24 protein-coding genes are annotated in these 24291 nt (G+C 64.5%); 14 read left to right on the plus strand and 10 right to left on the minus strand.

The genetic code is table 11. From position 1 onward, the window contains the following. Positions 1 to 133: 133 nt before the first annotated feature. From MRBLWH3_RS16155 to MRBLWH3_RS16170, 4 genes are all read left to right on the plus strand, one after another. On the plus strand, positions 134 to 1126 hold the full coding sequence (locus MRBLWH3_RS16155) for a CBASS cGAMP-activated phospholipase (protein WP_363434050.1): 993 nt from the start codon (positions 134 to 136) through the stop codon (positions 1124 to 1126). Continuing rightward, positions 1123 to 2469 carry an SMODS domain-containing nucleotidyltransferase gene (locus MRBLWH3_RS16160; RefSeq protein ID WP_363434053.1) on the plus strand — a complete coding sequence of 449 codons (1347 nt, stop codon included), beginning with the start codon at positions 1123 to 1125 and terminating at the stop codon, positions 2467 to 2469. Before MRBLWH3_RS16155 ends, MRBLWH3_RS16160 begins: the two co-directional genes overlap by 4 nt. Before the next feature lie 281 nt (positions 2470 to 2750). Further along, positions 2751 to 5489, plus strand: a complete 2739-nt coding sequence (locus MRBLWH3_RS16165; protein WP_363434055.1) for an AAA family ATPase — start codon at positions 2751 to 2753, stop codon at positions 5487 to 5489. A 293-nt stretch (positions 5490 to 5782) separates the two neighbouring features. Beyond that, positions 5783 to 6871 (plus strand): hypothetical protein, encoded by a 1089-nt coding sequence (locus MRBLWH3_RS16170; protein ID WP_363434058.1) that lies wholly within the window; start codon positions 5783 to 5785, stop codon positions 6869 to 6871. A gap of 298 nt (positions 6872 to 7169) precedes the next feature. On the opposite strand, the gene MRBLWH3_RS16175 is transcribed toward MRBLWH3_RS16170, so the two are convergent. Both MRBLWH3_RS16175 and MRBLWH3_RS16180 read right to left on the minus strand, forming a co-directional pair. Next, positions 7170 to 7691 carry a hypothetical protein gene (locus tag MRBLWH3_RS16175; protein WP_363434061.1) on the minus strand — a complete coding sequence of 174 codons (522 nt, stop codon included), beginning with the start codon at positions 7689 to 7691 and terminating at the stop codon, positions 7170 to 7172. Between the two features lie 58 nt (positions 7692 to 7749). After that, complete coding sequence (locus tag MRBLWH3_RS16180; RefSeq protein ID WP_363434063.1) at positions 7750 to 8007, minus strand: hypothetical protein; 258 nt, start codon at positions 8005 to 8007, stop codon at positions 7750 to 7752. 378 nt (positions 8008 to 8385) lie between these two features. On the opposite strand from MRBLWH3_RS16180, the gene MRBLWH3_RS16185 reads away from it, so the two are divergent. Both MRBLWH3_RS16185 and MRBLWH3_RS16190 read left to right on the plus strand, forming a co-directional pair. Beyond that, positions 8386 to 8685 (plus strand): hypothetical protein, encoded by a 300-nt coding sequence (locus MRBLWH3_RS16185; protein ID WP_363434066.1) that lies wholly within the window; start codon positions 8386 to 8388, stop codon positions 8683 to 8685. A 150-nt stretch (positions 8686 to 8835) separates the two neighbouring features. After that, a complete protein-coding gene (locus MRBLWH3_RS16190) occupies positions 8836 to 9747 on the plus strand; it encodes a hypothetical protein (protein ID WP_363434069.1) in 912 nt (303 codons plus the stop codon). Between the two features lie 714 nt (positions 9748 to 10461). On the opposite strand, the gene MRBLWH3_RS16195 is transcribed toward MRBLWH3_RS16190, so the two are convergent. Continuing rightward, a complete protein-coding gene (locus MRBLWH3_RS16195; RefSeq protein ID WP_363434072.1) occupies positions 10462 to 11568 on the minus strand; it encodes an ImmA/IrrE family metallo-endopeptidase in 1107 nt (368 codons plus the stop codon). A gap of 478 nt (positions 11569 to 12046) precedes the next feature. Between MRBLWH3_RS16195 and MRBLWH3_RS16200 the strand changes: the two genes are divergently transcribed. The 5 genes from MRBLWH3_RS16200 (at position 12047) to MRBLWH3_RS16220 (ending at position 15764) form a co-directional block, all read left to right on the plus strand. Beyond that, positions 12047 to 12478 carry a hypothetical protein gene (locus MRBLWH3_RS16200; RefSeq protein WP_363434074.1) on the plus strand — a complete coding sequence of 144 codons (432 nt, stop codon included), beginning with the start codon at positions 12047 to 12049 and terminating at the stop codon, positions 12476 to 12478. Positions 12479 to 12540: 62 nt separating this feature from the next. Beyond that, positions 12541 to 12870: a hypothetical protein gene (locus MRBLWH3_RS16205; RefSeq protein ID WP_363434076.1), complete on the plus strand. Its 330-nt coding sequence runs from the start codon at positions 12541 to 12543 to the stop codon at positions 12868 to 12870. A gap of 82 nt (positions 12871 to 12952) precedes the next feature. Next, a complete protein-coding gene (locus tag MRBLWH3_RS16210; protein ID WP_363434078.1) occupies positions 12953 to 14350 on the plus strand; it encodes a ThiF family adenylyltransferase in 1398 nt (465 codons plus the stop codon). A 9-nt stretch (positions 14351 to 14359) separates the two neighbouring features. After that, positions 14360 to 14683: a hypothetical protein gene (locus tag MRBLWH3_RS16215; RefSeq protein WP_363434081.1), complete on the plus strand. Its 324-nt coding sequence runs from the start codon at positions 14360 to 14362 to the stop codon at positions 14681 to 14683. A 274-nt stretch (positions 14684 to 14957) separates the two neighbouring features. Continuing rightward, positions 14958 to 15764 carry a nuclease-related domain-containing protein gene (locus MRBLWH3_RS16220; protein WP_363434084.1) on the plus strand — a complete coding sequence of 269 codons (807 nt, stop codon included), beginning with the start codon at positions 14958 to 14960 and terminating at the stop codon, positions 15762 to 15764. Positions 15765 to 15896: 132 nt separating this feature from the next. On the opposite strand, the gene MRBLWH3_RS16225 is transcribed toward MRBLWH3_RS16220, so the two are convergent. The 3 genes from MRBLWH3_RS16225 to MRBLWH3_RS16235 form a co-directional block, all read right to left on the minus strand. Beyond that, a complete protein-coding gene (locus MRBLWH3_RS16225; RefSeq protein ID WP_363434086.1) occupies positions 15897 to 16064 on the minus strand; it encodes a DNA-binding protein in 168 nt (55 codons plus the stop codon). A 123-nt stretch (positions 16065 to 16187) separates the two neighbouring features. Then, the gene (locus MRBLWH3_RS16230; protein ID WP_363434089.1) at positions 16188 to 17510 is read right to left on the minus strand and encodes a hypothetical protein; all 1323 of its coding nucleotides are present in this window, start codon (positions 17508 to 17510) and stop codon (positions 16188 to 16190) included. A 354-nt stretch (positions 17511 to 17864) separates the two neighbouring features. Beyond that, a complete protein-coding gene (locus tag MRBLWH3_RS16235; protein WP_363434092.1) occupies positions 17865 to 18044 on the minus strand; it encodes an excisionase family DNA-binding protein in 180 nt (59 codons plus the stop codon). Positions 18045 to 18163: 119 nt separating this feature from the next. Between MRBLWH3_RS16235 and MRBLWH3_RS16240 the strand changes: the two genes are divergently transcribed. Continuing rightward, positions 18164 to 18805 carry a hypothetical protein gene (locus MRBLWH3_RS16240; protein ID WP_363434094.1) on the plus strand — a complete coding sequence of 214 codons (642 nt, stop codon included), beginning with the start codon at positions 18164 to 18166 and terminating at the stop codon, positions 18803 to 18805. 432 nt (positions 18806 to 19237) lie between these two features. On the opposite strand, the gene MRBLWH3_RS16245 is transcribed toward MRBLWH3_RS16240, so the two are convergent. Beyond that, positions 19238 to 19783 (minus strand): flavodoxin domain-containing protein, encoded by a 546-nt coding sequence (locus tag MRBLWH3_RS16245; RefSeq protein WP_363434097.1) that lies wholly within the window; start codon positions 19781 to 19783, stop codon positions 19238 to 19240. A gap of 371 nt (positions 19784 to 20154) precedes the next feature. Here MRBLWH3_RS16245 and MRBLWH3_RS16250 point away from each other — a divergent pair, with 371 nt between their 5' ends. Then, positions 20155 to 20604 (plus strand): pyridoxamine 5'-phosphate oxidase family protein, encoded by a 450-nt coding sequence (locus MRBLWH3_RS16250; RefSeq protein WP_363434100.1) that lies wholly within the window; start codon positions 20155 to 20157, stop codon positions 20602 to 20604. Positions 20605 to 20706: 102 nt separating this feature from the next. Then, positions 20707 to 21948, plus strand: coding sequence for a wax ester/triacylglycerol synthase domain-containing protein (locus MRBLWH3_RS16255; RefSeq protein ID WP_363434103.1), 1242 nt, complete (start codon positions 20707 to 20709; stop codon positions 21946 to 21948). Positions 21949 to 22230: 282 nt separating this feature from the next. On the opposite strand, the gene MRBLWH3_RS16260 is transcribed toward MRBLWH3_RS16255, so the two are convergent. The 3 genes from MRBLWH3_RS16260 to MRBLWH3_RS16270 are packed head-to-tail and all read right to left on the minus strand — an operon-like array spanning position 22231 to position 24266. Beyond that, positions 22231 to 22734, minus strand: coding sequence for a flavodoxin family protein (locus MRBLWH3_RS16260; protein WP_363434105.1), 504 nt, complete (start codon positions 22732 to 22734; stop codon positions 22231 to 22233). Positions 22735 to 22744: 10 nt separating this feature from the next. Continuing rightward, on the minus strand, positions 22745 to 23212 hold the full coding sequence (locus tag MRBLWH3_RS16265) for a universal stress protein (protein ID WP_363434107.1): 468 nt from the start codon (positions 23210 to 23212) through the stop codon (positions 22745 to 22747). Next, complete coding sequence (locus tag MRBLWH3_RS16270) at positions 23205 to 24266, minus strand: zinc-dependent alcohol dehydrogenase (protein WP_363434110.1); 1062 nt, start codon at positions 24264 to 24266, stop codon at positions 23205 to 23207. The genes MRBLWH3_RS16265 and MRBLWH3_RS16270 overlap by 8 nt, the downstream gene beginning before the upstream one ends. Between the last annotated feature and the right edge of the window lie 25 nt (positions 24267 to 24291).

Consider the following 24291-nt stretch of genomic DNA (forward strand, 5'->3'; position numbering starts at 1 on the left):
CATAGTGATCTAGCAAATGCAATCGTGAGGCGGGGCAGGCGATGTTCAAGATCAATGGGGTGCCACCTCGAGGAGCGCGCATTTCGATACAACTTGCAAGGCTTGGCTTTAGGGCGGATAGACAGGGGAACGAATGAGTACAGAGCATGTCAGCTCGGGGGTGCCTCGACGCATTCTCACGATCGACGGCGGAGGCATCAAGGGCGTGTTTCCCGCGGCCTTTCTTGCCGATCTGGAAAGCGAACTCGACCAGCCGTTGGCGTCCTACTTCGATCTGATCGTCGGCACCTCGACCGGTGGCATCATCGCCCTGGCGCTAGGTCTCGACATCCCGGCGTCAGACATCCTCCGCTTCTACGAGGAAAAGGGGCCGCAGATCTTCAAGGGGAGCAAGCGGCTCGGGCCGCTTCGGCAGCTGGTCACGGCCAAGTACGACCCGGCGCCGCTGAAGGCAGCGCTCACCGAGGTTTTTGGCGATCGGCGCGTCGGCGAGAGCACGACGCGGTTGGTCATTCCGGCCCTCAACCTCTCGACGGGCGAGGTCAACGTCTTCAAGACCGCCCATCATGAGCGGTTCGAGCGCGACTACAAGCTGCGAGCCGTCGACGTTGCCATGGCGACGGCCGCCGCGCCGACCTATTTCCCGACGCACCGCCTCACCAACGGAGTCCCGCTGGTGGACGGCGGCATGTGGGCCAACAACCCTATGGGTGCGGCGGCGGTGGAAGCGATCGGACTCCTCGAGTGGGAGAAAGGGGATGTCGAGCTCCTTGGTGTCGGCTGCACGGAGGCGCCCGCCAACTTCCAGGCAAGCCGAGATCGCCGCCACGGGCTTGCGAATTACTGGGCGAAACGAATCGTGAAGGTCTTCATGTCGGGACAGTCGTCGTCCTCGATCGGATCAACCATGCTGCTGCTCGGTCACACCCACGTCGTGCGCGTCTCACCCGTCGTCGACGAACGGCAGTACAAGCTGGACGGCGTAGAAGGAATCCCGGAGCTTCGCGCCCTCGGTGCTGATCAGGCACGCACACAATTGCCGCTCCTGCGCGCGCGGTTCTTCTCGACGGCCGCAGCGCCGTTCGTTCCAGTTCGGGTGCTTGAGAACGAGGAGGCGGCACGATGAAGCTCATCAAGCACTTCGACGCGTTCCTCGTCAACAAGGTCAATCTCGGCGACGGCCGCATCAAGCAGCTCGACGAGCGCGTCACGGCAATCACGAACTTCGTGCAAGCGGGCGATGATGCCTTCGCGACCAACTTCATCGACATCCTCCCGCAGGGCAGCTACGCCCACCGCACAATCATCAATCCGGTGCGCGCCAACGATGAGTTCGACGCGGACCTCTTGCTCGAGATGGACGAGGTGGATGAGTGGGAAGCCGAGGACTACGTCCAGGAGTTGTACACCGTGTTCCGTGGCAGCTCGACCTACCGCGACATGGTCAGCCGGCACGACCGCTGCATCCGGATCGACTACGCCAACGAGTTCCACATCGATCTGGTGCCCTATATGGAAAGGCGCAGCGCCCACTACATCAGCAACCGGGCCGAGAACCAGTTCGAACTGACCAACCCGGAGGGCTACAACAAATGGCTCGATGAGCAGAACCGTCTCGCGAGCGGCCGTCTCGTCAACGTCATCCGGCTCGTCAAGTACCTGCGCGACTTCAAGGACACCTTCAGCTGTAAGTCCGTGATCCTGTCCATCCTTCTTGGCAACAGCGTCAGCGACGCTGTCGCGTGGGGCGACGACTCGCAGTACGCCGACGTGCCAACCGCGCTCAAGAACATCGTCGGCGCGCTCGACGTCTACCTGCAGGACAACGAACTGATGCCGAGCATCGACGACCCGAGCGAGCCGACCGAGAACTACAACCATCGCTGGAATCAGGACGAGTACGCCAACTTCCGCGCCAAGATCCACGTCTACCGCGGTTGGATCGACGAGGCGTATTACGAGGAAAGCGCCGAAGAGTCCAAGGTGAAGTGGCGTCGACTCTTCGGCGATAAGTTCGGCACCTACGACACGACCGTGAAGAAGGCGTCCGAGGCACACCTCGGCGTCGAAGGCGTCCGCAACACCGATGAGACGATCGGTGATCGGTGGGGCATCCCGATCCGCCTCGATGTGCGCTACCGCGTGAGTCTGACCGGTCGCGTTGCAAAACGTCGCGGCTTTAGGGACTACGAGCTCGGCCGATACGGCAACGTGGTGCCTGTGAAGTCAGACATCAAGTTCCGCGTCCAGCACAACGTGCCAGGACCAGTTGAGGTGTACTGGAAGGTGCGAAACACCGGAGAGGAAGCGATCCGCGCCGATTGCATCCGTGGGCAAGTCGAGAAGGACAACGGCACGCTGACTCGGACGGAGCCGACCTCGTACCGCGGACGACACTACGTCGAGGCGTATGTCGTGAAAGACGGTGTCTGCGTCGCCATCAGCCGGCAGGACGTCAGCATCAAATAGCGGTCCTGACATGTTATGTCGCTCCGGACCGTCGGCCGTCGTGCGGCCGACGGTCTCTGTGCGCGCGATCGACCGCAGCACGCCGCCCACCACTCTGCTTGAGCCACGGTCTCGGGTTATCCCCGCCCGCTGGTCCAGCACGACGAGGCGCCCGTTATCGAACAAGACGATGCACGCAGGCACCCATGGTGAGCGACACCCTTTAGAGGCACTCCCCTACACGTACCTGCACACCAGAAAAATACCTGGATAATGTGGAAAACGCACCCTATTCTGACGCCATGCGAGGAGGCCTCGAGCGTTGGAAGCGAGGTGTCGAGTCCCGTGGGGTTCGGCAGGCGATCGGCTACGCGCTCGAGGGCACCTGCGATGCTCACCTGCACCACTCCCCCGGCGTTGACGCGCTCGAAGCGTATGGTGCGGCATCCAGTTCGACGGTCTCGCGATTCATTGTCGCGAGCGGCAGGATCGGCAGCGACGAGCTCACCACCGGCGGCCTTCGTGTCTGGCTCACCGGACACGACCCGATCACCGGGGAAGAGCGCGGCCACCAGCGGCTGAGCCCCGACGCCGATCTGCTGCTCGATGGAACGCTCAACCACCCGAAGTCGTACAGCATCGCCGCGCTGCTGCATCCCAAGCTCGCTGCCGAGTTCGAGGCCCTCCAGGACCGGTTGCGTGACCGCATCCTGCTCACGTGGCAGACGGAGCTCAACGCGCGGCGCGGGCACGGAGGACTCATCCGCGAGGAGATCACCCGCATCGAGGTCGTCGAGCTGCGACATCGGCGCTCGCGCGCGCTCGACCCGCATATCCACCGTCACCTCTGGCTGAACATCAAGGTGCTCGGCGCGGACGGCAAGTGGTCGAACCTCGACTCGCGCGTCGCAATGAAACTGCACACGGTCGTCAACGCGGAGGGCGAGCTCGCCGCCCGCACCGATCCTGCCTGGATCTCCGCACTCGCCCGGCATGGATACACGCTCGACGACACTGGCGAGGTCGCCGAACTCGCCGGTGCTGTCCGGCCCGTGTCGCGTCGGTCGGCGCAGATCGAAGGCAACCGCGCGCGCCTGATCGCGGAGTGGTCGGCGGCGCACGGAGGATCGGCACCGAGCGTGGAGGTGCTGCACCAGATCGATCGGCGCGCGTGGGCGGTGTCGCGTCCGAACAAGCCGGCCGATCTCGATGAGACGACGTGGGAAGCGCGCGTCCGCGACGAGATCGCAGCGATCAATCCGAGCCTGACCACCCGGCGCGCACCCATCCCCGTCGCTCCAACAGACCTCCATGCCGTCGATCTGGATCTGCTCGCCGCACAAGCGGTCGTCGACGCGGACGAACGGTCCGCATCATGCGGCGGGAGGTTCAGCATCTTTGACATCCGTGCCGGCGCGATACGCGCGCTCTCACGCACGGGGGTCGTTGCCGAGCGCGACCGGCTCGATGGCGTGATCGCCGAGATCTCGGAGCGTGCCACGGGTGCCGTCTATCGGCTGGTTGCGGAGCCGCCGGCGCACGTCAAGGCGTTCATGGCGACCGAGACCGTGTGCGCCAAGGTGCGTCTCGCCGGCCGCCTGGACGTGCTCGCCCGACCCGGGCGCTCCCTGCTGTCGGGAGAGTTGCAGCGGTTCGCCCTGAACGAGGATCTGTCGGCACTGGACGCGTCGCAATGCGTTGCCGCGTGCGCCATCGCCGGCACGGACGGCCTCGTGACGGTGACCGGCCCCGCCGGCGCGGGTAAGACGACGATGCTGCGCGCTGCGTTCGCGGCACTCACGTCGCAACGGCGGCGGATGCTCGTTGTTGCTCCCACGCGGAAGGCGGCGTCGGTGGCGTCTCGCGAGGTCGGGGGCGCGGCATCCAGCATTCATGCCCTGCTTTCGGACCACGGCTACCGGTGGGGCACCGACGAGACCGGCGCGAAGGTATGGACAAGGCTCCGAGTGGGAGACGTCGACCCCAGCATGGGCTTCGTGTACGGCGGACCCACGCAGTACGTGTTGCGTTCTCGCGATCGGATCGTCGTCGACGAGGCCGGCATGGTCGACCTGCAGACGGCGAACGTCCTCGTCGAACTCGCGATCGAGCAGGGTGTCGGGCTGGCCTTCGTGGGTGACACGCATCAGGCGTTGCCGGTCGGACATGCGGGCGCAATGGGTTCTGCGATCCGGCACGCGAACGCTGCGGTCGAGCTCGACACGGTGCACCGGTTCCGTGATCCCGACTACGCGGCGCTCACGCTTCGGCTCCGAAATGCGGGTGATCGCGAGCGTGCGCTGGCGGTTGCGGGCGAGCTTGCCGAACACGGTCACATCGACCGGGTCGAACATCACGACGCGGCGTGTGAGCGGATGATCGACGCGTACTTCGACTGGCACGCGCGCGGCAAGCGCGTGACGTTGGTATCAGGCACGAATGCGGAGGCAGACGCGATCAACGACGCCATCCAGCAGCGGCGAGTCGATCAGGGCGAGCTCGACGTCCGCGTCGTCGCGTGGGGAATGAGGCAGCAGCGCATCCTCGTCGGAGACACCGTCCAGACCCGTCGCAATGACCGGCTCACGGGTGTCGAGAATCGCGCGCAGTGGATTGTGCGCGGCATCCGCGACGAGTATGTGTCTCTTGTCTCCGTGGGCGACAGCGGCGAGGTGGGGCGCGTGTCCACCGAGTACGCCCACGAGCACCTGCAGCTCGCCTACGCGTCCACCGTGCACGGTGTGCAGGGCGACACCGCCGACGCGTCGGTGGTCGGGCCGGATGTGGATGCCGCAGGGCTCTACGTGGGCCTCACGCGAGGGCGGGTGCATAACGTCGCGATCGTCGTGGCGCGGACGGATGCCGCGGCGCGCGAGTGCCTCGCCGAGTCGATGCAGCGCGGCACTCCGGAGTTGACGATGCAGGATGCTGTGCGCGCGGCCCAGGCAGAGATGCGTCGCGCGGCGAGGAACCGGGAGGTGGCGATGACTACTGGGCCAGTGGTTGGGGCGCCGAGTGCGGGGCGCGATCTCGGGATGTAGCGCTCGGCGGTCGGGCGCTCATTGAGGAGAGGCTCGCGCGGGCTTCCGGGCCTGATCAGCGCGGGTTTCGACCTCGCTCACAGAATCTCCTCGAGTGTTGCGCGAACGACCGATACCGGGCATGGCCCATCGGACGTCGGGATCCCTCGACTTCTTCGTGGTGATCGTTCCATGCCACTGCAGCGTAGAACTGCTGATTGCGGACTGTTCACTTCCGACGCGCAGCTTGCCTTGACGCCGACAGAATGGACTCATGCAGTCATTGCTTACGTCGACACCCAACTCGAGGCACCGTGGGCGTTAGCAAGGCAGGGGGCACGCTTGCACGGACGCTTCTGTGGACGGACGCGGCCTGGTGCTTGGATGTCTTCAAGTCTGCACAAGCCGGCACGGGCGTCGACTTCGCGTCCTGGATGATGCTCAGCATCAACGCGCGAGTCGCGTTCGAGGGTCGAAGGGTGATTCAATCGCCGGACACCAACGTCGGCGTCCCTCAACTCGTCCCATTCCTCGCGGAGGACGAGAGCCCCTCCATCGAGAAGGCGCGCCACGCTGCGAAGCTGCTAGACAACACGAAGAAGTCCGTAGAGGACTTCCGAGCCGAGATGCAGAACTACTGGGTAGCACACCACGTGTGGATGCGCGGTCGCGCGCCGCGGTTCATGCATCACCTTGTCAAAGAACTCGGAGTCGCCACGTTCGACGGTCACATCGTGTTGGCTACGATCCCTACCCAGGTGCGTTTCGTACTCCCCGCTGGGGTATCGGAAGAGTTGCGCGACGCCGCATTGAAACTGGGAACAGACCTCGGCAGAGATCTGTCCGCATTCCACATGATGGTCGGCTCCGGCCACCCGACCCAAGCGACCCTCGACCTGAGCGGATTGAGGAATGTTTTATGGGAAGACCACTACGTCCGGAAGTTTCTGCCGGCACAGTACGAAGCGTCGCTCGGCGACGAAGCGAAGATGCTCGTCCTTCTTCTCGAATCGGACCTGAACACTCTGGTGTTCTTGCTCTCGCAAACACTCTCGGGTCATGAAGGGCCGTTCTTCCGCACGGCTATGGTCACGCTTTGGCATGCCCTTGTGTCGCTTCAGGAACTCCTGAGCGAGTACGCCGCGGCGAAGGCCACAAGGGTGCGAGAACTTCTCACATCGAAGGACGTGGCTACGTTCTTGGACCCGCGCAACAAGCGCATTCGCAACACCTTTGTGCATTACATCCCCCAAGATCTCCCATTCGATGCGAGCAAACCGATGTCCGGCCTCGTTGAGCTCCTCAACCCGGACCAGGACGCCGCCTCGCTCAGCGATCTCACCTGGCGACTCGCTCAGGCGACGCGGGAGGCTGTCGAGGAGTGGCGGCTCGAGCGCTCGTGAGACAACTCGTCACTGACGTTTCATTCGGGGGGCCGGTGCGATTTGACGTAAGCGACTCGTTCGGACGTCGAGGCCCGCGACTCGGCGAAGATTGGCGCGTTCTGCGACCGCCTTGCGCGCGGTTGCCACTGGTGGTCGCCCGCGTCCGCGCATACAGGTGTGGTGACCGTCTCCGGATCGGGGCACGCGATCGTCGCAGTAGAGTGCCTCCGATCCGAAGGCCGGCGAAAGGTGGTACAACCGCGGGGACGAGTTCGCCGACAAGGAGTACGCCCCGAGCGAAGAAGCTCGCTAGCGCTCAGCGGCTCAGACTTTCAGAATCGAAAGCGAGATTCCTGGCCGAACAGCGAGGCCAGTATCGCTTCCGATTTTCGCGGGATTGCGCGGATTGTCTGCTAGCCGACCGCTCTGCGTCGACCAGCGCCTGTCGGGCAGTGCGTTCGGAGTTTCGGCGTACGCGCCACCGTGTCCAGCGACCGTGATCGAGGGCTTCCAAGGTAGCTCCAATGTTGCTGGGCGTTGCCTTCGCCCATTCCTTGCGCCACTCTGCGAATGCCCACCAGTGCTGTTCCACGTTCACCCGATTCTTGACGTACTCCCCCGTGAATGTCTGAAGGTCGCAGTGGTGAATCTTCTCAACTCCGCCGAAGTCGGCCCAAATCTTCTGCCAGAGGGGGCCCGCCGGCAGCGGCCCTGAAATCAACCGGTTGAGCGTGTCGAACATCATCCGGGGAGTGTTGGTCTTCGCCTGTATCAGGACCTCAACCTTCTTGGCTGAGGCAACCATCGCCTCCCAGTGCTGCACGTAGTCGAGCAGCACACCGAACTCTGCGATGAAAGGACGGGAAGTGCCAGGTGGAATCTGTCGTACAAGTCGTTCAACGTGTTGAAAGTCTGTGTCGGCGGGAATGAGCGAGTCCGAGCTGTAGATCAGCTGCTCGCATCCATCGGTCGGCCTCCGTGACGACACGCCGCTGCGCATCCGCGCTCTCGCGCAGCGCGGCACGGCGGGATATCTGCCGCTCCGCGAAAATCACCGCCGCCGCGACAAAAAGACCGGTAAAAATCGCGACGATCATGTCGGGCCAGAACGATGACCAGTCAACAGTTGCGACTGTCTTGGCGACAGTGAGCACCCGACCAGTATTCCGTGACTCCAGAACCGTCGTAACCCCGCGCGAAGGGATCGAGATGTGCGCTGGGGTACCGGCATTCGCGCAGCGCAGTAGCGGGCATATCTAGGAGCGAACCGGCGCTGTGTTCCAGCGCGCACGCAGTGCCAGCCACCCCGACTCGCGGAATTGGGTTCGAACACGGGAATAGCCGCGCGTGCTCCGTTGTTGAGTGTTGTCGAGTGGACCTGTCTATCGCCTGTGATAGGCCGAACGGGCCGAATCCAGGCCCTAACCAAGCTCCGACCGGAACATCACGCTCCGGCTGACTGACAACCCCAGAGCTCCATGAGAGCCGTCCTAAGAAGCGCCGACAGGCGGGCGCTTCTGGAGACGTGCCTCATGGACCTTCTGGTTGGTTCCTTTCCTTACCTCCTTTCCACCACCGCGATCGCGCTGTTTGCCGCCGCGGCCCTGGCTCGCCTGCTCTTCTTCCTGGCGGTCGCACTCGCCTTTGTTCCGCAGTGGAAGCAGCGCATGCTCAAGCTGATCAAGGTGGCAGCGCCACTCATACGAAAGAGCGGCCTGATCGGCACCCGTCGGCTTCACGAGCGCATCGCCGTACCGCCGCTCATGTTCCTGGCGATGATCCCGGCGACGGCGAAGACCGCGCGCCAGATCCTGGCCACCCTGAACACCTGAAGTCCGCCTGCGCGATGGGCTTCAGAGGCGTTGGCCGGAGCCTATCGCGCGCCGTCGTTCGTACGGGCGGCAAGCGACCGCCAACCGCTCGCCGGTGCAGGACCTTCGCCAGACAACCGGGGAGGACGTCCCGGCCTCTACCATGTCGTCATGGGCCCGGCAGATTCAATCCTCGCTGCGGTCACGGGTTCCGACTGGGCGCGCATTGTCGGCAGCACCGCCGATTGGGTCACGCTCGGAGCGTTCGCGATAACGCTAGTCGGATTGTTCTCCGCGTTTCTTACGCGTGGGCGGCTGCGTAGCTCCGTGTTCTGTACGCCGCCAGCACGATCGTTCACCTGGACACTCTCCAACGCCGGAGCGAGCCCCGTGCAGCAGATCGCCTATCACCGCACGTGGATTACTCGAACGGGTCGTCCCGTCGCCGGCGACGGAACGTTACCCCTGGTGCAAGCACTGTTTCCAGGCGAGACCTTTCGGATAGAGATCTTCGACGCGGAACAGGTGTCATGGTCTGGCGACGAGAGGCATGACGAGCTACGCATGCCATCACCGTCAGGCGCAGACGGCGCTGTCGTAGTCCTCACCTGGCGCAGCCCGCTACTCCCCTGGAAGCGCAGGCGACAAGTAATCATCGCCATGTTCGGCCTGCCACCAGTCAAGCTACGCGGTCGCGGTGCACGTAAGGTGGCCCGCGAAATGAAGTCGATCGGCCCAAACAGCTGGCCAGCCGCGATCAACTCCGAACTCACCAAGATGAACGGTGGGGTTGCTCCTACTGAGGAAAGCATCCAGGACCGTTATCCTCGCGCTGGCGCAGAGATCTCACCGCACGAACTGACGAAGGGTCCCCCTCCTCAACGAGTTCAGCTCTATCTCGGGACCGAGTTGCTCGCCGATGGGCAGCTCGAAGAGTACATGCTGACCGGTCCGACGGACGTGGGGCCCGGCCGTGACCGCGCCGCACCCGATACCACGGACAGGCCTCGAGGGTTCGTAAAGATCGAAGGTCAGCAGTTCGAGCTGAACGAATCCCATCGGCTACGAGTCTTCACACGGTAGCCGGCGCGGGCGTCTGCATTTCCCGCGAGGAGGCACCCCGACCGACTGAGTCCTGATATGCCACCCTCCCGGTCGCGCGATCGAGGACCCGTTCACGCGACTGTGTCGCCGGCCGAGCCAGAGACCTGGCGTCAGAGGGAGAACTGGACACAATCTCACTGTCGATCTGGGCGGTGCTGGCGCAGCCAACGCCGACCTGGCGTGAGAGCTCGATGCGCTCCGTACGAGGTTGAAGCGATCGAAGTTGACCAGCGTCATCGCTGGCGTGGCGGCCGCCGTCGGCTTTGTGGCCGACGCGGGCGGGGCGGTTGAGACGATCCGCGGCATCATTGAATGGGCGACGGCGCACTTCGACGCTAGTGGCGTCCCGGACTTCTCGAACCTGCCGCCCGAACAAGTCCCCCCGGCAGGCGCGACTTTGGCACCGGCCATCAGTGGATGCGGAACGAACGCGTCATCTCCCGCATGCTGCGTGCCCTCATCGTGCGTTGCCCGCATGAGGATCGAGATCGCCGCGCCGTACGGCGTACGCAATCTCCCCGAACGCGCATCGCGAATGGGTATCCCGAGAATTTCCTCACCGACCTGCGGACGCTGCCGACTCCATACCCATCCCCGTTACGTCGGGCGATAATCGACGGCTTCTACCCAGAGTCCGGGTCCGCTTAGTCAGCTATCCGTTCTGGGGCCGCAGCGTGGACGATGGACTGAGCGTCAAGGTGCAGCGAGGGCCTCTGCAAGATCGACGCTCTGCCGCAACTTGGCAATCGGACCGTTCCACGTCTTTGTTAGGAACGCCCACTGACCAGCAACGAGACTCGGAGATACGCGAAGATCGTGCGCGATCGAACGGATCGTTGACGTGGTTGTGGCGGACAGTAGAGCATCCCGGTACGCCCCTGGAATCAGGTGCTCCTCCGCGAATCGATTTGCGGCCGTCTCCTGCGCATCCGCATCGTCGTTCGCCCTAAAGTCGTCGACGAACGTGCTCCGCTTCGGATGCAGAAGGACGTGAGCAACCTCGTGTAGCAACGTGAACCAAAGACTGTCCAGCGTCTTATAGCGACTCGTCACCGCGATCATCGGCGTCTTGTGGATCCACCTCGACACACCACTGATTCGCGTGTTGGGCAGCTCTGCAACGAACACCAAGACCACTCCTGCCTCTAGCAATAGATCCTGGGCCCGCTGGAAGGCAACTCGCGGCCCTTGCGTGGTGAGTCTGGGTAGCTCAGCGGCAACGTCTCGCAGCTTGGTTGGGTCATAGGGTGGCGCCTTGTCGATGAGCTCTGCCGCCTGCAGCTCGGACAGCCTGAGCCAGAGCGCCGTCAGATTGGTGTCGATTACATGTATCTGGCTGCGCTTGTAGGAGGCTTGCGGCTCTAGCCAGGTCTTCGCGAAGGCGTGTGGGGAAGCAACTTCGAAGAAGGAGAGTAGCTTCGCCGCTACAGCCGGCCCGTGATCTAGTTGCTCAATCACCCCTCGCTCGATGAGCAGTTGCCGAGGGAACGTGCTGGCCCACTCCGCGAATCCCGCCAGCGCGTCTCGCCGTTCGGCTCGCGCGCCCTGCGCTTGACGGGCAGCCTCAAGGCCCAACCACATCTCAGCAGACACACCGAGGATCTCCTCAAGGGTGACAGCGACATCCGCAGACAGCGGTGCGGTCCCTTTGATGACGAGATTGACGTGCTTTGTGCTGAGCCCGGTCCGCGCGGCAAGTTGAGCTTGACTGATCCCGCGGGAGTCAAGTTCGCGCTGCAATATGCGCCCTGGGTTCGGGGCGAAATCAAACCGGGTGTCGGTGGCGGTGTGTCTAGTCATGAAATCTCGATTCAGCTCGCGCGCCGGAGGATCGAGCGGCCGCGGACATGGAAGTCGTGAACAAGTAGAGCCTCCGCGGAGGCGTGCTCGAGCAACGAGGCCCGATTCGGGAGTGGGAGCGCTACTCCGTCGGCACTGAGTGTGTTGGCATGCATGTCGACCTCATCCATCGAGAGAGTCAGGTGGCCTGAGTGAACATCGATTTGGACGCTTCGCAACGGGCCGAGATCGCCGAGCATCGGCGCTTGCGAGATGAGGTACAGAAGGTCTTCCGCTGCTGCGCTCTGGTCGCCGGCGGCGGCTCGCAGCTGCGCTCCTGACAGACAGCAAACCTGGAGCGATGTGCTCGACCACGCCAACAGCAAGATTTACCTCTTTGGTAAACGAAGATCTGGTACAGTGAGATTTACCCGACAGGTACATGCTACCTGCTCCCAACCGCGAGCAGGGGCGACACGCTACAAGGAAGGAGGGTCTCATGACCCCCGACGCACCGCTCAAGATCTACATCGACAACAACGCTTTCACCACGCTCGACGAGGACCAGGAGGCCGCTGCTCTCCTGCGCTTGGCGGGACACGACCCGAAGTCCCACGACCTCTTCCTCATCACCAAGAACGGCGTAGAGGAGAAGATCGGCGACGGCCAGATCGTCAACCTGAGGGATTCCGCGCGGTTCTCCGCCCGCAAGAAGATCCGCTTCACGATCGACGGCGAGCGACACACCAGCCACGACGACGACCAGACCGCGGCGGCGCTGCTCCGGCTCGCCGGAGTTGACCCGGCTGGCTACGACCTCGCCCGCATCCTCCCGACGGGTGGCACCGAGTCCTTCGCGGACGAACAGGTCGTAAAGATCGAGAATGGCGACCAGTTCGTCACCGCCAAGCAGGTCGGAGACGTCGCGTGACCGACGCGCCGCCCCTCTCTGGGCCGGCCCTCAGCGGGCCGGCCCAGCAGTTCATCGACGACATGACTGCGGCTGGCGCCCCGGCGTGGGCCGACGGAGCACGAATTCTGTACAACGTCGTCGCTGTCGGCGGTGCACTCGCTGGCGACAAGGTGACCACGGGGGTCAGCCTGGCCGAGGTGCATAGCTGGCCGATGGTCCCGCCGCACTGGATTCACCTACCCGCCTCCGTCGCTTTCGCCGCGACCAACGTGGACTCCACCGACTGCCCTCCTGGATGGGTGCGGCACTCGCGGGAATTCAGCTTCACCGACATGGCGACGGCTCCTGCTCTCGCGTGGCTCCGCCACGTCCGCGGATTCATTTCCATAGCGATCCCGACGGCGGCTTGATATGCGATTCTCTGTAGCGATTCCCGGCGACCTCGACGAGGCGATGCGTGATCATTTGATGCGGGAGGACGGGCAAGAAGACGTGCTGATCGCGACCTACGCACTCTCCACCGGATCCGAGCGCACCACGGCGCTCGTCAAGACGGTGATCCTTCCTCGCGAAGGCGAGCGCCACCTACATGGCAACGCCTCGTTTACTAGCGCATATGTCCTGCGTGCGTCAGTCGAAGCTCAGGCACTCGGGCATGGCCTAATTCTCCTGCACTCGCACCCGCACAGCGCGGGCTGGCAGCGACTCAGCGACATGGACCGCAACACAGAGTCCGAGTACGAGCGCGTCGCGCGAACCATCACGAAGACGCCGCTCGTCGGCATGACACTGGGCGGCGCCGACGAGGCGTGGTCAGCACGATTCTGGTTCGACCGGACCGCCCCGTCCTGGGCCGAATCTGTACGAACAGTGTCGGCGAAGCTCAAGGTCACTTGGAACGACCAGCTTCGCGGCATCCCGGCGGTGACTCGTTCCCAACAGCGGACGGTTTCATCGTGGGGCGAGAGCACGCAGAAATCGATCGCACGGCTCCGGATCCTCGTCGTGGGCGCGGGAAGCGTCGGGCTCGACGTCGCCCAGCGTCTCGCCGCCACGGGCATCGAAGAGATCGGTGTCATGGATTACGACGCCGTCGAAATCGTCAACTTGGATCGCATGATCGGCGCAACACGCCTCGATGCCGCCCTCGGACGCGCCAAGGTAGACGTCGCCGCGCGCCTGATGAAATCGGCGGCGACCGCCCGAAGGTTCCGCGTTAGCACGCACGAGGTCAGCATCACCGACCCGGCTGGCGTGAGCATGGCGCTGGATTACGACGTGATCTTCTCGTGCGTTGATCGGCCGTGGCCGCGTGCGGTTCTCAATGAGATCGCCTACTCGGACCTGATCCCCGTCATCGATGGCGGCATCGCCCTCGACACCTTCCGCGACGGGCGCATGCGTAATGGCATCTGGCGAGCACACACCCTTGTACCTGGCCGACCCTGCATGGCTTGTCTCGGGCAACTCGTCCTCGGAGACGTCGCTCTCGACAAGAACGGGCTCCTCGACGACCCCGAGTACATCGCCGGCGCGAATCGAGAAGCGCCTTCGCGGCAGAATGTCGCTGCACTCTCCTCCAGCGTCAGCGCCGCTCTCCTCGCGCAATTCGTGAGCCTCACCGCCCATCCCGGCGGCCGCGGCGTCTCGGCTCCGCTTCGCTACCTCCTGTCGACCCACACGCTCGAGCACTCCGCGGCACCCTCCGGTCCCTACTGTCCCTACGAGAACGCCCTTGCAGTGGGCGACGCACGAACGCCGATCGCTGAGCAGCGCGAAGACTGGCGGGCGATCGTTCGGCAACGAAGTACAAAGAAGGCAACGCTGCGGCTCCGCGGCCTCGCTGCCATCGAGGGCATCTTGACCCGCGCCATCGGGCGCCTGAAGTAGGAGAGAGTGGTGATGAACGCCGACACCTGTCAGGTCCTCGCAACGGTTCTTCCCCTCGTGATTGTCACTCTCGTCATAGAACGACGGGCCTTGCGAATGAAGGTCCGCCGGCAACGGTGGTTCCGACACGGGATTCTCGTGCTTCTCGAGACCTCCGTCATCGGCCTCGGATTTGTCGTCGGGGGGACGCAAACAGGTGGACTGGAAGGCGTGTGGGGCATCTTCAGCTGGATCCTCTCCGCAACCTCGCTTGCCGGGCTGGCGGTAATCACGCTGCTCTCTATGGCGTCCACCGAAGTAGATGAAGACGAGGCGGGCGCTCAGCACGCGTAGCGTGCCCAAGTCGAGTCACGACTCGCAAAGCACGGCCGCCAGCGCGAAACGATCCTCAGCCGCGCCCAAACCCGCACGCAAGCGGGACCAAACGCACGCACTCGGCGCCGCTCGCGTCGGGCCCCGAGCGCGCAATGCCCGAATAGGGATCCGGCTTCGCGGTGCAGGAGCGCCATGATGGCCAGCATGTGGGTGGGAGTTGGCGTACCTAGAAGCGCGCGGCCTCGCCTGGCGATAACGCAGTTCCGGCGAACCGGCCTGCTACGTTCGCGTCGTGACGCTGGAACTGGGGCCAGACGATAAACGCATGCGGCTACGGTACGCCGGAACGTGCCGGCTCTGCACCCGGCAGATCTCCGCCGGCGAGGAAGCGGTCTACGAGCGCGACTCGAAAAGACTTCGCTGTATTGACTGCGCGGCGGAGTTCACTGGTGCGGACCGAGGCGAGGCGGGGGCATCCGCGCGACGCGAATACGAGCGCCGCCGAGACAACCGGGAACGGCGGATCCGTACAGACCATCCGAAGCTCGGCGGGCTGATCCTCGCGCTCACCGATGACCCGCAGAGCACGAAAGCGTGGGAACGCGGCGCCATCGGTGAAGAGCTGCTGGCGCGCCGTCTGGGGGACCTGCCCGACACCTTCCGGACGCTGCATGACCGCCGCATCCGAGGCACCCGAGCGAACATCGATCACATTGTGATCGGCCCGACCGGGGTCTGGGTGATCGACGCGAAGCGGTATATGGGTAAGCGTCCCGCGCTGGAGGTGGAAGGTGGCATCATTCGGCCGCGTGTCGAGTCTCTCCGTATCGGCGGACGAGACGGCACCAAGCTGGTACAAGGAGTGCAGTCCCAGGTCGAACGAGTGACTGCGGCGCTCGAAGAAGCAGTGCCTCCGGTGACCGGCGTGCTGTGTTTTCTTGAAGCCGACTGGTCACTGATCGGCGGCTCCTTCAGCGTCGACGGTGTCCACGTTGTGTGGCCGCGCCTGCTGGTCCAGCGCATGATGGACGCGGCGCCGCAGCCCATCGATGTCGACCGCATACATACCCAGATCGCCCGCGCGTTCCCGAGCGCATAGGGCGACCACCGGGCTGGAGCCAGCGCCTTAGAGGAAAGTCCGACGAGGGAGCGACTCCCGCTCGTCGCGCTCGCGCATCACGCCGGCCTGTCGGGCGGTTACACGCGGCGAGCTCCGCCCGTCGCACCGCTATCAGATGTCGACGCCGAAGGCGCAGCAGCGGAACGCGGGGAACATCCGGCGCGGGCCGAGTTGAACGGTGGGGATTGTCCCGCTTTCGATGCCAAGCCTGATCGTGCGGTAGTCAACGCCGACGAGCTTCGCGGCATCCTTTATTTCGGTGCTAGACAGTCTGGTCACCGGTTCATGGTCCCGCCCTTCTGAGACCAGTGTCACTCTCCCTTCGTCGCCAGGTACCACCTTGGCTGCCAGGTGACACTCGAGCACTCCGGTGCCTGTTCTGAGAGGCTTCGCTTTCGGACCCTAAATTACTGAGCTGCTACCGATGATGACTGCCTCCGAAACGAACCGGATCAACGGGATCTCGCGACGAAGCGCGTGGTCGTCTTTAAACGGTGTGTAACGGGACTTGTCGCCATCCTTGCGATGAACGAGGGCATTCCTAGTCTTATAGATGCGTTGAGCAAGGCGTTTGTAGCGCTGATCGTGCGGTGACCTGAGGTCGACGGTGTCTCCGGATGAAAATCCGACAGGCGTGTGCGCGTAGTACTCAAGCAACGAAGCATCGAACGTCGATATCGAGTCGGCGAGCGACGCTAGGTCTACGTACTTCTCGAGAGTCAGCTGGAGCGCCGTGGCCTCGTTGATCACTACGCTCTCGTCCCTCGCACGAAGAGACTTGCTCACAGTACGGATGACGCCGCGGATGTCCTTCTTTCGCCTCGCTGAGAAGTCTGGCGAAGTAATGGCGAGCTGGACGCGAGTTGCCACATCGTCGAGAAAGACGTCTTCGAACCAATGCTCAGCGACGTGATAGAAGGATAAGTACGACAGCATAGGGCTCTCAGACCCTAGCGCCACTTGATAGCTGCGAACTATCTCGGGGATATACGTCCGCCGCGGCGCATCAAGCTCGTCTGTCATAGTGCGCCGCAGTCTCTGAATCCGACTCGAGCGGGACAATTCTGTCGCGGACTGTCGCGGGGTGAGTGCCAGGTCGAGGTTGAAACCAAGGTGGAAGAAGAGGGACTCGGAAAGAACGCGCCAGTCGGCTTCGCTTCGCTTCTTGGTGCTCTCGATGCGCAACGTCGAAAGCCGGACCCAATCGGCGATTAAGACGAACGGATCAACAATTTCTGCCTGACCGGACGGTGACCGACCATAGCGCAATAGCGTTGGCATCATCGGTCGATCTCGCCTCGGGATGTCAGTCATCAACTTTGCACAGGCGATGCTGAAGGCAGTGCTGGGTCGCCCAAGCCGATAGAAGAGCCCTTCCGCGGCATTTTCAAGGATCAGGTCGTCGCGCGCCCGTAAAGGCCTTCCGAGAGAGGATTCGTCCACGGCGACCTCGAACGTCGTGTCTGTGATGAATGCCAGCCCGAGTGACTCAGATGACCGAAGTCGTTCAATCTCAGCGAGCACCTTCAGAACGTCGGTCCGTGACTTCTTCTCCAAGACCAGATCTGCTGATTGTCCAGGTTGCCTACCTCGAAACTCGACTTCATCGCCGTTCAAGCTCACCTCGAGGCGAAAGACATCGCCGAGGACGCGGGAGAGAGCACCGATCTCGTCAGACTCCACGTCATCGGTCGAGTCGACGTCCCCGATCACATCACCACTCATCTGCTCACCATATCGGCGCGTAGGGCGCCGATATGGGAATACAGAAACCTAGTCGCGAACGCGACGCCGCTCGTTGTCTGGCCGCGCGGGAGAGGCGTGCATCGGTCGCAGATGCGAGCGCGACGCGGGCGCCTTCAGTTGGTGGCTCTGAGCCATCCACCGCACGGGCGGGGTTGGCAACGTGCGATCGGGCTCGCGTGGGTTTCACTTGCGCAAACGAAGAGTCAGAACGGAGTTCCGCCGGAGACCCGAACCTTGAATCAGGATGGAGCATCGAGCCGCGAACAACGCGTCAGGGGCAACGCGTCCTCAGCCTCGAAAGACCAACCCGTAGCTCCAGCCATTAGCCACCGGTCAAGCGTCGACGCCGAAGGCCCGCAGCAGCGGGGCGCGAGGGATCATGCGGCGGGGGCCCAGCTGGATCGTGGGGATGGTCCCGTTCTCGATGCCGAGCTTGATCGTGCGGTAGTCGACGCCGACGAGCTTCGCGGCATCTTTCATTGTCAGAGCCAGGCAGTCCTGTGACCGGTTCATCGCCCTTCCTTCCTGTGAGCCAGCAGTGTCAGTCTCCCTTCATCGCAAGCTACCACAACCGTGAGCCAAGATCGACAGTCTTCTTCGCGAATCGTCGCCGACCTGGAATAGTGGGCTCCATGGCAGACGTCGAGGCATATGACTTCAGCGACGAACGCATCGACCTCGGCAGCGGCGTAACGCTGCCGAAGTCGTGGCACGCGCGGGTGTCAGGCGAGCAGGACGTGCCCGGCACGATCACCGTGCGCGTGGAGTGGGACGCTGCGCTTGGCCGCACGGCCGTTGTGTTCGCCGCCCTTGAGCGCGAAGCGGAAGGCGTCGACATCACCAGCCAAGTGCTGCGCGAGGTGCGCACGCATTGGATCATGACGAGGTCAGCCCTCGAGGTCGTCACCGTCGACGTCAGCGGGGAGGGTATCGACGATCGCTCTCGCATCCCGGTGCGAGAGTATCTCAGCCGCGTGCAGGCGCAGGAGGAACGCGAACCCTTGGAGTCCCTGCACGCCGCGATCGCCGTCTATCGCGTCGCTATGGCGATCAGCTACCCCCCACTCAAGCTCATCAGCGACACTCTCAAGATCAGCCAGAGCACCGCAACCCGCCTCATGACTCGCGCCCGCGATGCGGGTCTCGCGCCGGAGGTGCGGATCCAGGAGCCTCGGCGTGCGCCGGCAGTGGACCCGTACAACCCGCTGAGGCCACACGCAACAGGGCCGTACTACGGCCCGTCCGGGCCCGGGGGTCCGTCGATCGGGCGATGAGCACAACCCTGGCAGGTGCCACGTGGGCCGATTTCACGGGGCTCGGAGCAAAGTAGATGATTGAGCATTTTGCTCATACATCACGACGGACACGGCTTTGCGTTACGCAATGTGCTCTCAGGTAGCTGGCGAAGAATCTGTCTGTTCGACAGCCCTGCGCAGTGCGCTTGACCATCGCTGAGACCCCTGATTTTCTGCGGATTGCTGCCCGCATTTTGCCCGCAAACTGTTTGCCGGGACCTGCTTCCGACTGCTGCGCGGTGTCGGCCAGCTCTCTCGAAAGCCCTGTAATTCCGCGGTTCTTGTAGGTATCGGTAGGATTGAGCATTATGCTCAGTCGTGTTCAAGTCCCTCCAGGGGGAGCGACATTCTTATGTCCTCTGATCAGGTCTTCTTTTCAGCCCGAATTCCTTAGTTGCCACCCGCCAGACTTCACCCGGGTCGACCTGGGTCCTCGAGCTCGGTTGCGATTGTTCGCGCCCAGGCGTCGATCGCCGCCCAGTCTCTGAAGTCGCCGGCGGGCAAGGCCTCCGCTCCCGCGGGTACGAGCTTCATCAGGTGCTCCGCGGCGCCGACGGGCGGGGCATCCGGATCCCATGCCCCGAAGAAGACCCGCTCGTCACGAGGGTGCAGTGCCGAGCTGAGTTCTTCGAACTCCTTCGGCCGGCTGGACTCCAGGACGTCGCGGCCCTCGGCGTCGACGGTGTCTGTGCCGAGCGGTCCACTGCTGAACAGCCAGAGCGGGCGTGAAGCCAGGACCGCCTTGTGCCTCTTGACGAACCGGGTCGCATCTTTCATCCAGTGGAAGACGTAAGCCGCGGCACCGACGACGAAGGCGTCGTACTGCTCGACGTCGTGGACGTCTTCAGTCCGCATCGCCTCCGCTTCGACACCGGCGGCCGTCAGCTCGGCGGCGACCCGTTCTGCGATTCCGGCCGTGGAGCCGTGCCGACTGGCATAAGCGATGAGAACCTTCATGGCGTGCTCCCTGCCCAGTGATCACCGTGTCAATGTGCTCACCGTAGGAGGCGCCGCCGCGCCCCGCCGGGACCTTCGTCCCGGCTTCTCAGCCCGTCATCGAGGGCTGCTTCGCCGCGGAAGGCTGGGAGCCGGCCGACGTCATCTGGGAGAGCTATCTGAGCGATCCGGATGCCGAGCCCGATCCGACCGCCTGGCGCACGCTGATCTCGTGGCCCGTCGCCGACCACGAGAGCGACGACCGGCCCGCAAGTGCGTGAAGGTCAGGCGGAAGAGGGTTCCCGGCTCCGCGGGACCTTCGACCCGATCGAATCGCGCCCGCGGCGGGTTTACTCAGACGGAGAGGGCCACCCTGGAGTGAGGGAGCGATCATGGAGAACGCCGATGACGTCGTCACGCAGTTGGATGAAGAGGCGTGCTGGGCTCTTCTGGCGCGCAACGAGCTCGGACGACTGGCGGTGACGGCGGGGGGCGACCTCGAGATCTTCCCGATCAATTACGTGATCGACGGCGGTCGCCTGTACTTTCGCACAGCCCCCGGATCCAAGCTTGCGGGACTCTCGGCGCACCCGCGCGTCGCCTTCGAAGCCGATGAGCACGACGACGTCTCCGCCGCGAGCGTGGTGCTGAAGGGCACGGCGCGGCGTGTGGAGCTGCAACGCGAAATCGATGCGCTCGACGCGCTTCCCCTGACGCCCTGGATTCCGACGCTGAAGTACCGCTGGGTTCAGATCACTCCTGACTCCGTGACAGGACGGCGATTCGAACGCAGGCCGGAACCGGATCGATACATGGCGTCGACCAACGACCAATGGACGTAACGCCCGGCCTGTGCGCCCGATGCACGACTGCTGATCGCGTCGGCTCCTGAGCCGAATGTGTCGAGCGGATGCCGCCGGCACGGTGCGGGAGGGAGGTCTGACGTGCGACGCGAAGAGATGCTGAGGCCGGTCGACGAAGCCAACCTGGTACTGGATCACTCGGGCCAGGTCAACGTCTTCCTCATCGCGGGCCTGCTCGGTCCCGGCGGGTTCGTCTTTGAGCACGGCGGGCTGGATCTGGTGGTGCTCCGCGAGGCCGTCCGGCGTCGCATCGCAGACATCCCAGCCCTGTGCCAGGTGCCAGTGCCGGTGGGACGGCGGCATGAGTGGGCGGAGCGCCAGCCCGACCTTCGATTACACGTGCGCCTTCTGCCGAGGATCGACGACCTGAGCGATCTCGAACTCCGATGCGCCGAACTCATGGTCGAGCCCCTCCCGCGGTCGCGGCCGCTGTGGGAGCTGCTGGTCGCGCCGACGCCGGCAGGCGCCGCCGTGATCTTCCGCATCCATCATGCGATCGCGGACGGCATCGCGGCGGCTGAGGTGGTCCGGCGACTGCTGGATGACGACGCTCACTCCCCCGCTCCCCCGGTACAACCGCCAGCGCCACGCTCGTCACCGATGGATCGCCTGGGTGCCGCGCTGTTCGGGGTGCGCCGCACGGTGACGACTCTCACCGCGCGCGGTCTGCCCGATACGGTGCTTCTCGGCGCGCGCAGCTGCCATCACGGCGTGATCTTCGCGGATGCCGACCTCGAGCGCATCAGGGCCACGGCGCACGGCGATGCGGCGACGGTGAACGACGCGATCCTCGCCGTCGCGGCAGCCGGCTACCGAGCAGCGCTGACGCAGGCCGGTGGCCCGATGCCCGCTGAACTGCCGGTCTCCGTTCCCGTCGCCCTCGAGCGACGGGGCGCTTCGCGCAACCAGGTCGGGGTGATGCTCGTCCGGTTGCCCCTGGACGCGGCGTCACCCCATGAGGCCCTCGCCCGGATCGCCGCGCAGACGCGTATCCAGAAGGTCCAGGCGCGGCAGCAGGGCACGCTCGAGCTGATGCGAGGCCCGCTCGGGGCGCGGGTGATGGATCGGATAGCGCACCGGCAGCACCTGGTCGGAGGCTTCGTGACGAACGTGCCTGGTCCGGATCACAGGCTGAGCATGGCGGGCGCTGCGCTGCTGCAGCTCTGGCCGGTCGCCGTGCTGGCCGCCAATGTGCGGCTGGGGGTCGCGGCGGTCTCGTACGCGGGACGACTCTGTCTCGGCGTCCACTTCGACGCCGGCTACCTCGACGAGGCCGTCGTCAGCGCAGCGATCCGTCGCGAGCTGGTCGCGCTCACGTCGTGACTCGCTCGAGGTCCGGTCGATCGCCGCAGCCGCACCCGTGCTCGGCCGAGCAGAGGCGAGATCACGCCCATCGCGTTCGGGCGCGCTCAGCCTCCGCACGCCTCGACGGCTGTCTTGAGGAAGCCCACCACCCGCGACGACCACTCCTGCGGTGAGCTCCTGATCGCGCGGCGAGGTGCACGTGCCCCGGTGTTGATCGACATGTCATCTCCACGGATCCATTCGGCGGGTGCCCGTCACAAGGCACCTCTGGTTCGCCAGTCACCGACCAGCGACCGCCGGTCACCCCGCGAGCTGCTCTGTCAGACCATGGCCCCATTCCCGGGCGCGCTGGAGCTGTCCGCCGACGAGAGGGCCCTCGTAGCCTTCGACCAGAAAGCTCGCGGTGTCGACGACCTCCAATCCGAGCTTCCTGGCGACACGGGCGGCGCTCTGCGACGCCGCGCCCGGCAGGAGCGGCATGTCCACGCGGGTGTCGAATGCCGCGAAAGCACAGGCCGACGGGGGCGCAGGGAGGGCGTGGAGCCATTCGCGCAGCCCTTCGGGCACATCCGTGTAAGCGCCGCCGCGTCGAGCCGCGCCTCTCCGAGTCGCGAGTCGCGACATCGAGAACGCGTGGGTTGGTCCGCCGACGACGAGCAGATCCACGTCGTCGGGCACGCGTTGCGGCGCATCGGAGACATCGAACACGGAAACGTCCGACCCGTCGGCCATGCCATCGGCGATCGCGTCGGCGATCCGGTGAGTGTTCCCGAACATCGACTCGTAGACGACTAGTGCACGCATGACGGCACTCTCAACGTTCCGCCGCAGCGGCGCCCTGCGCGAGTCCCTCGCTTCGTCCGTGGACGACGACGACAGGGCAATGCGCGTACTCCGCGCACGCCGTGCTGACGGACCCGAGCAGCAGCCCGGCGAAGCCGCCGTGCCCGCGACTGCCGAGCACGAGCATTCCGGCGCGATCACTGACGTCGATCAGCGTCCGCGCGGCAGGGCCGACGAGGACGGTTCGCGTGAGTCCCTCGGGTGGCGAAGCGCCGAACGCCCTCTCGATGGCAGCGTCCAGCGTGTCGGCGGCACTCTGCTCGGGATACCAGCCCGGGACTTCCGGACCGGCGAACGACGGGTACGTCCATGTGGTGATCGCTTCCAGGGGGGCGTCGAAGGCCTCCGCCAGGCGCGCCGCGTACCGGAGGGCGGCGATCGACGACGCCGATCCGTCCACGCCTGCGACGATGCGATCCGGGTCTGTACTCTCATCCATCGCTCAAACCCTCCTCACCCGTCACCGGGACGACGTCAGCGGTGTGATAGGTGAACACCAGGCGTGCAGGCACCGTGCCGGCGAGAACCTCGTCAACCGAGGCGTTCACCTGATCGAGGTCCCGGGTCTGCGTGATCACGCGCGTGCGTCCGGCGGCGTGGAGCGCGAAGACCTCCGCGAGATCCTGCCGCGTGCCGACGATCGAGCCGATGACGCTGATGCCCTTGAGCACCGTGTCGAAGATCGGGATCGTCAGCGTGCCGTCAGCCGGGAGCGAGACCAGCACCAGTCGACCCCCGCGGTTGAGGGCCTCGAACGACTGCTCGAACACCTTTCGGGCGACGGCGAGCACCACAGCCACGTCCGCGCCGCCCAGATCGCGGATCGCTTGGACCGGATCGGTCAGCTCGGCGTTGACGACGTGGTCCGCGCCGAGCTCGGCGGCGAGCGCCAGCTTCTCAGCGGTGACGTCCACGGCGATGACCTTCGCACCGACGAGTCGGGCGTACTGCACGGCCAGGTGGCCCAGGCCGCCGACACCGAACACGACGACCGTCTCACCGGGAGTGACGTGCGCATTCTTGATGGCGGCGTAGGTGGTGACTCCCGCGCACGTCAGCGGTGCGGCATCGAGCGGGGTGACCCCGTCGGGGACGAGGACGGCGAAGCGGGCGTCGGCGAGCATGTATTCGGAGTATCCGCCGTCCACGGCGTAGCCGTTGTTGTACTGCTGCTCGCACAGGTTCTCGCGACCATCGACGCAATACCGGCACTCGCCACATGCGTGCCCGAGCCAGGGCATCGCCACTCGCTGACCGATCGTCCGCGTGGTCACCCCCTCGCCGACAGCCTCGATGATGCCGACACCCTCATGCCCGGGCACGAGTGGCAGGTGAGGCTTCACCGGCCAATCACCACGCATGGCGTGGATGTCGGTGTGGCAGAGCCCGCATGCCTCCAGCCGCACCAGGACCTGTCCAGGACCGGGTTGCGGAATGGCCCGCTCCTCCACACGCGCCGGCGCTCCGAAATCATCAACGACTGCGGTCTTCATGGTCATCTCCTCGGCAGTATCTCTT

This window comes from Microbacterium sp. LWH3-1.2 (genome assembly GCF_040675855.1).
Classification (GTDB): domain Bacteria; phylum Actinomycetota; class Actinomycetes; order Actinomycetales; family Microbacteriaceae; genus Microbacterium.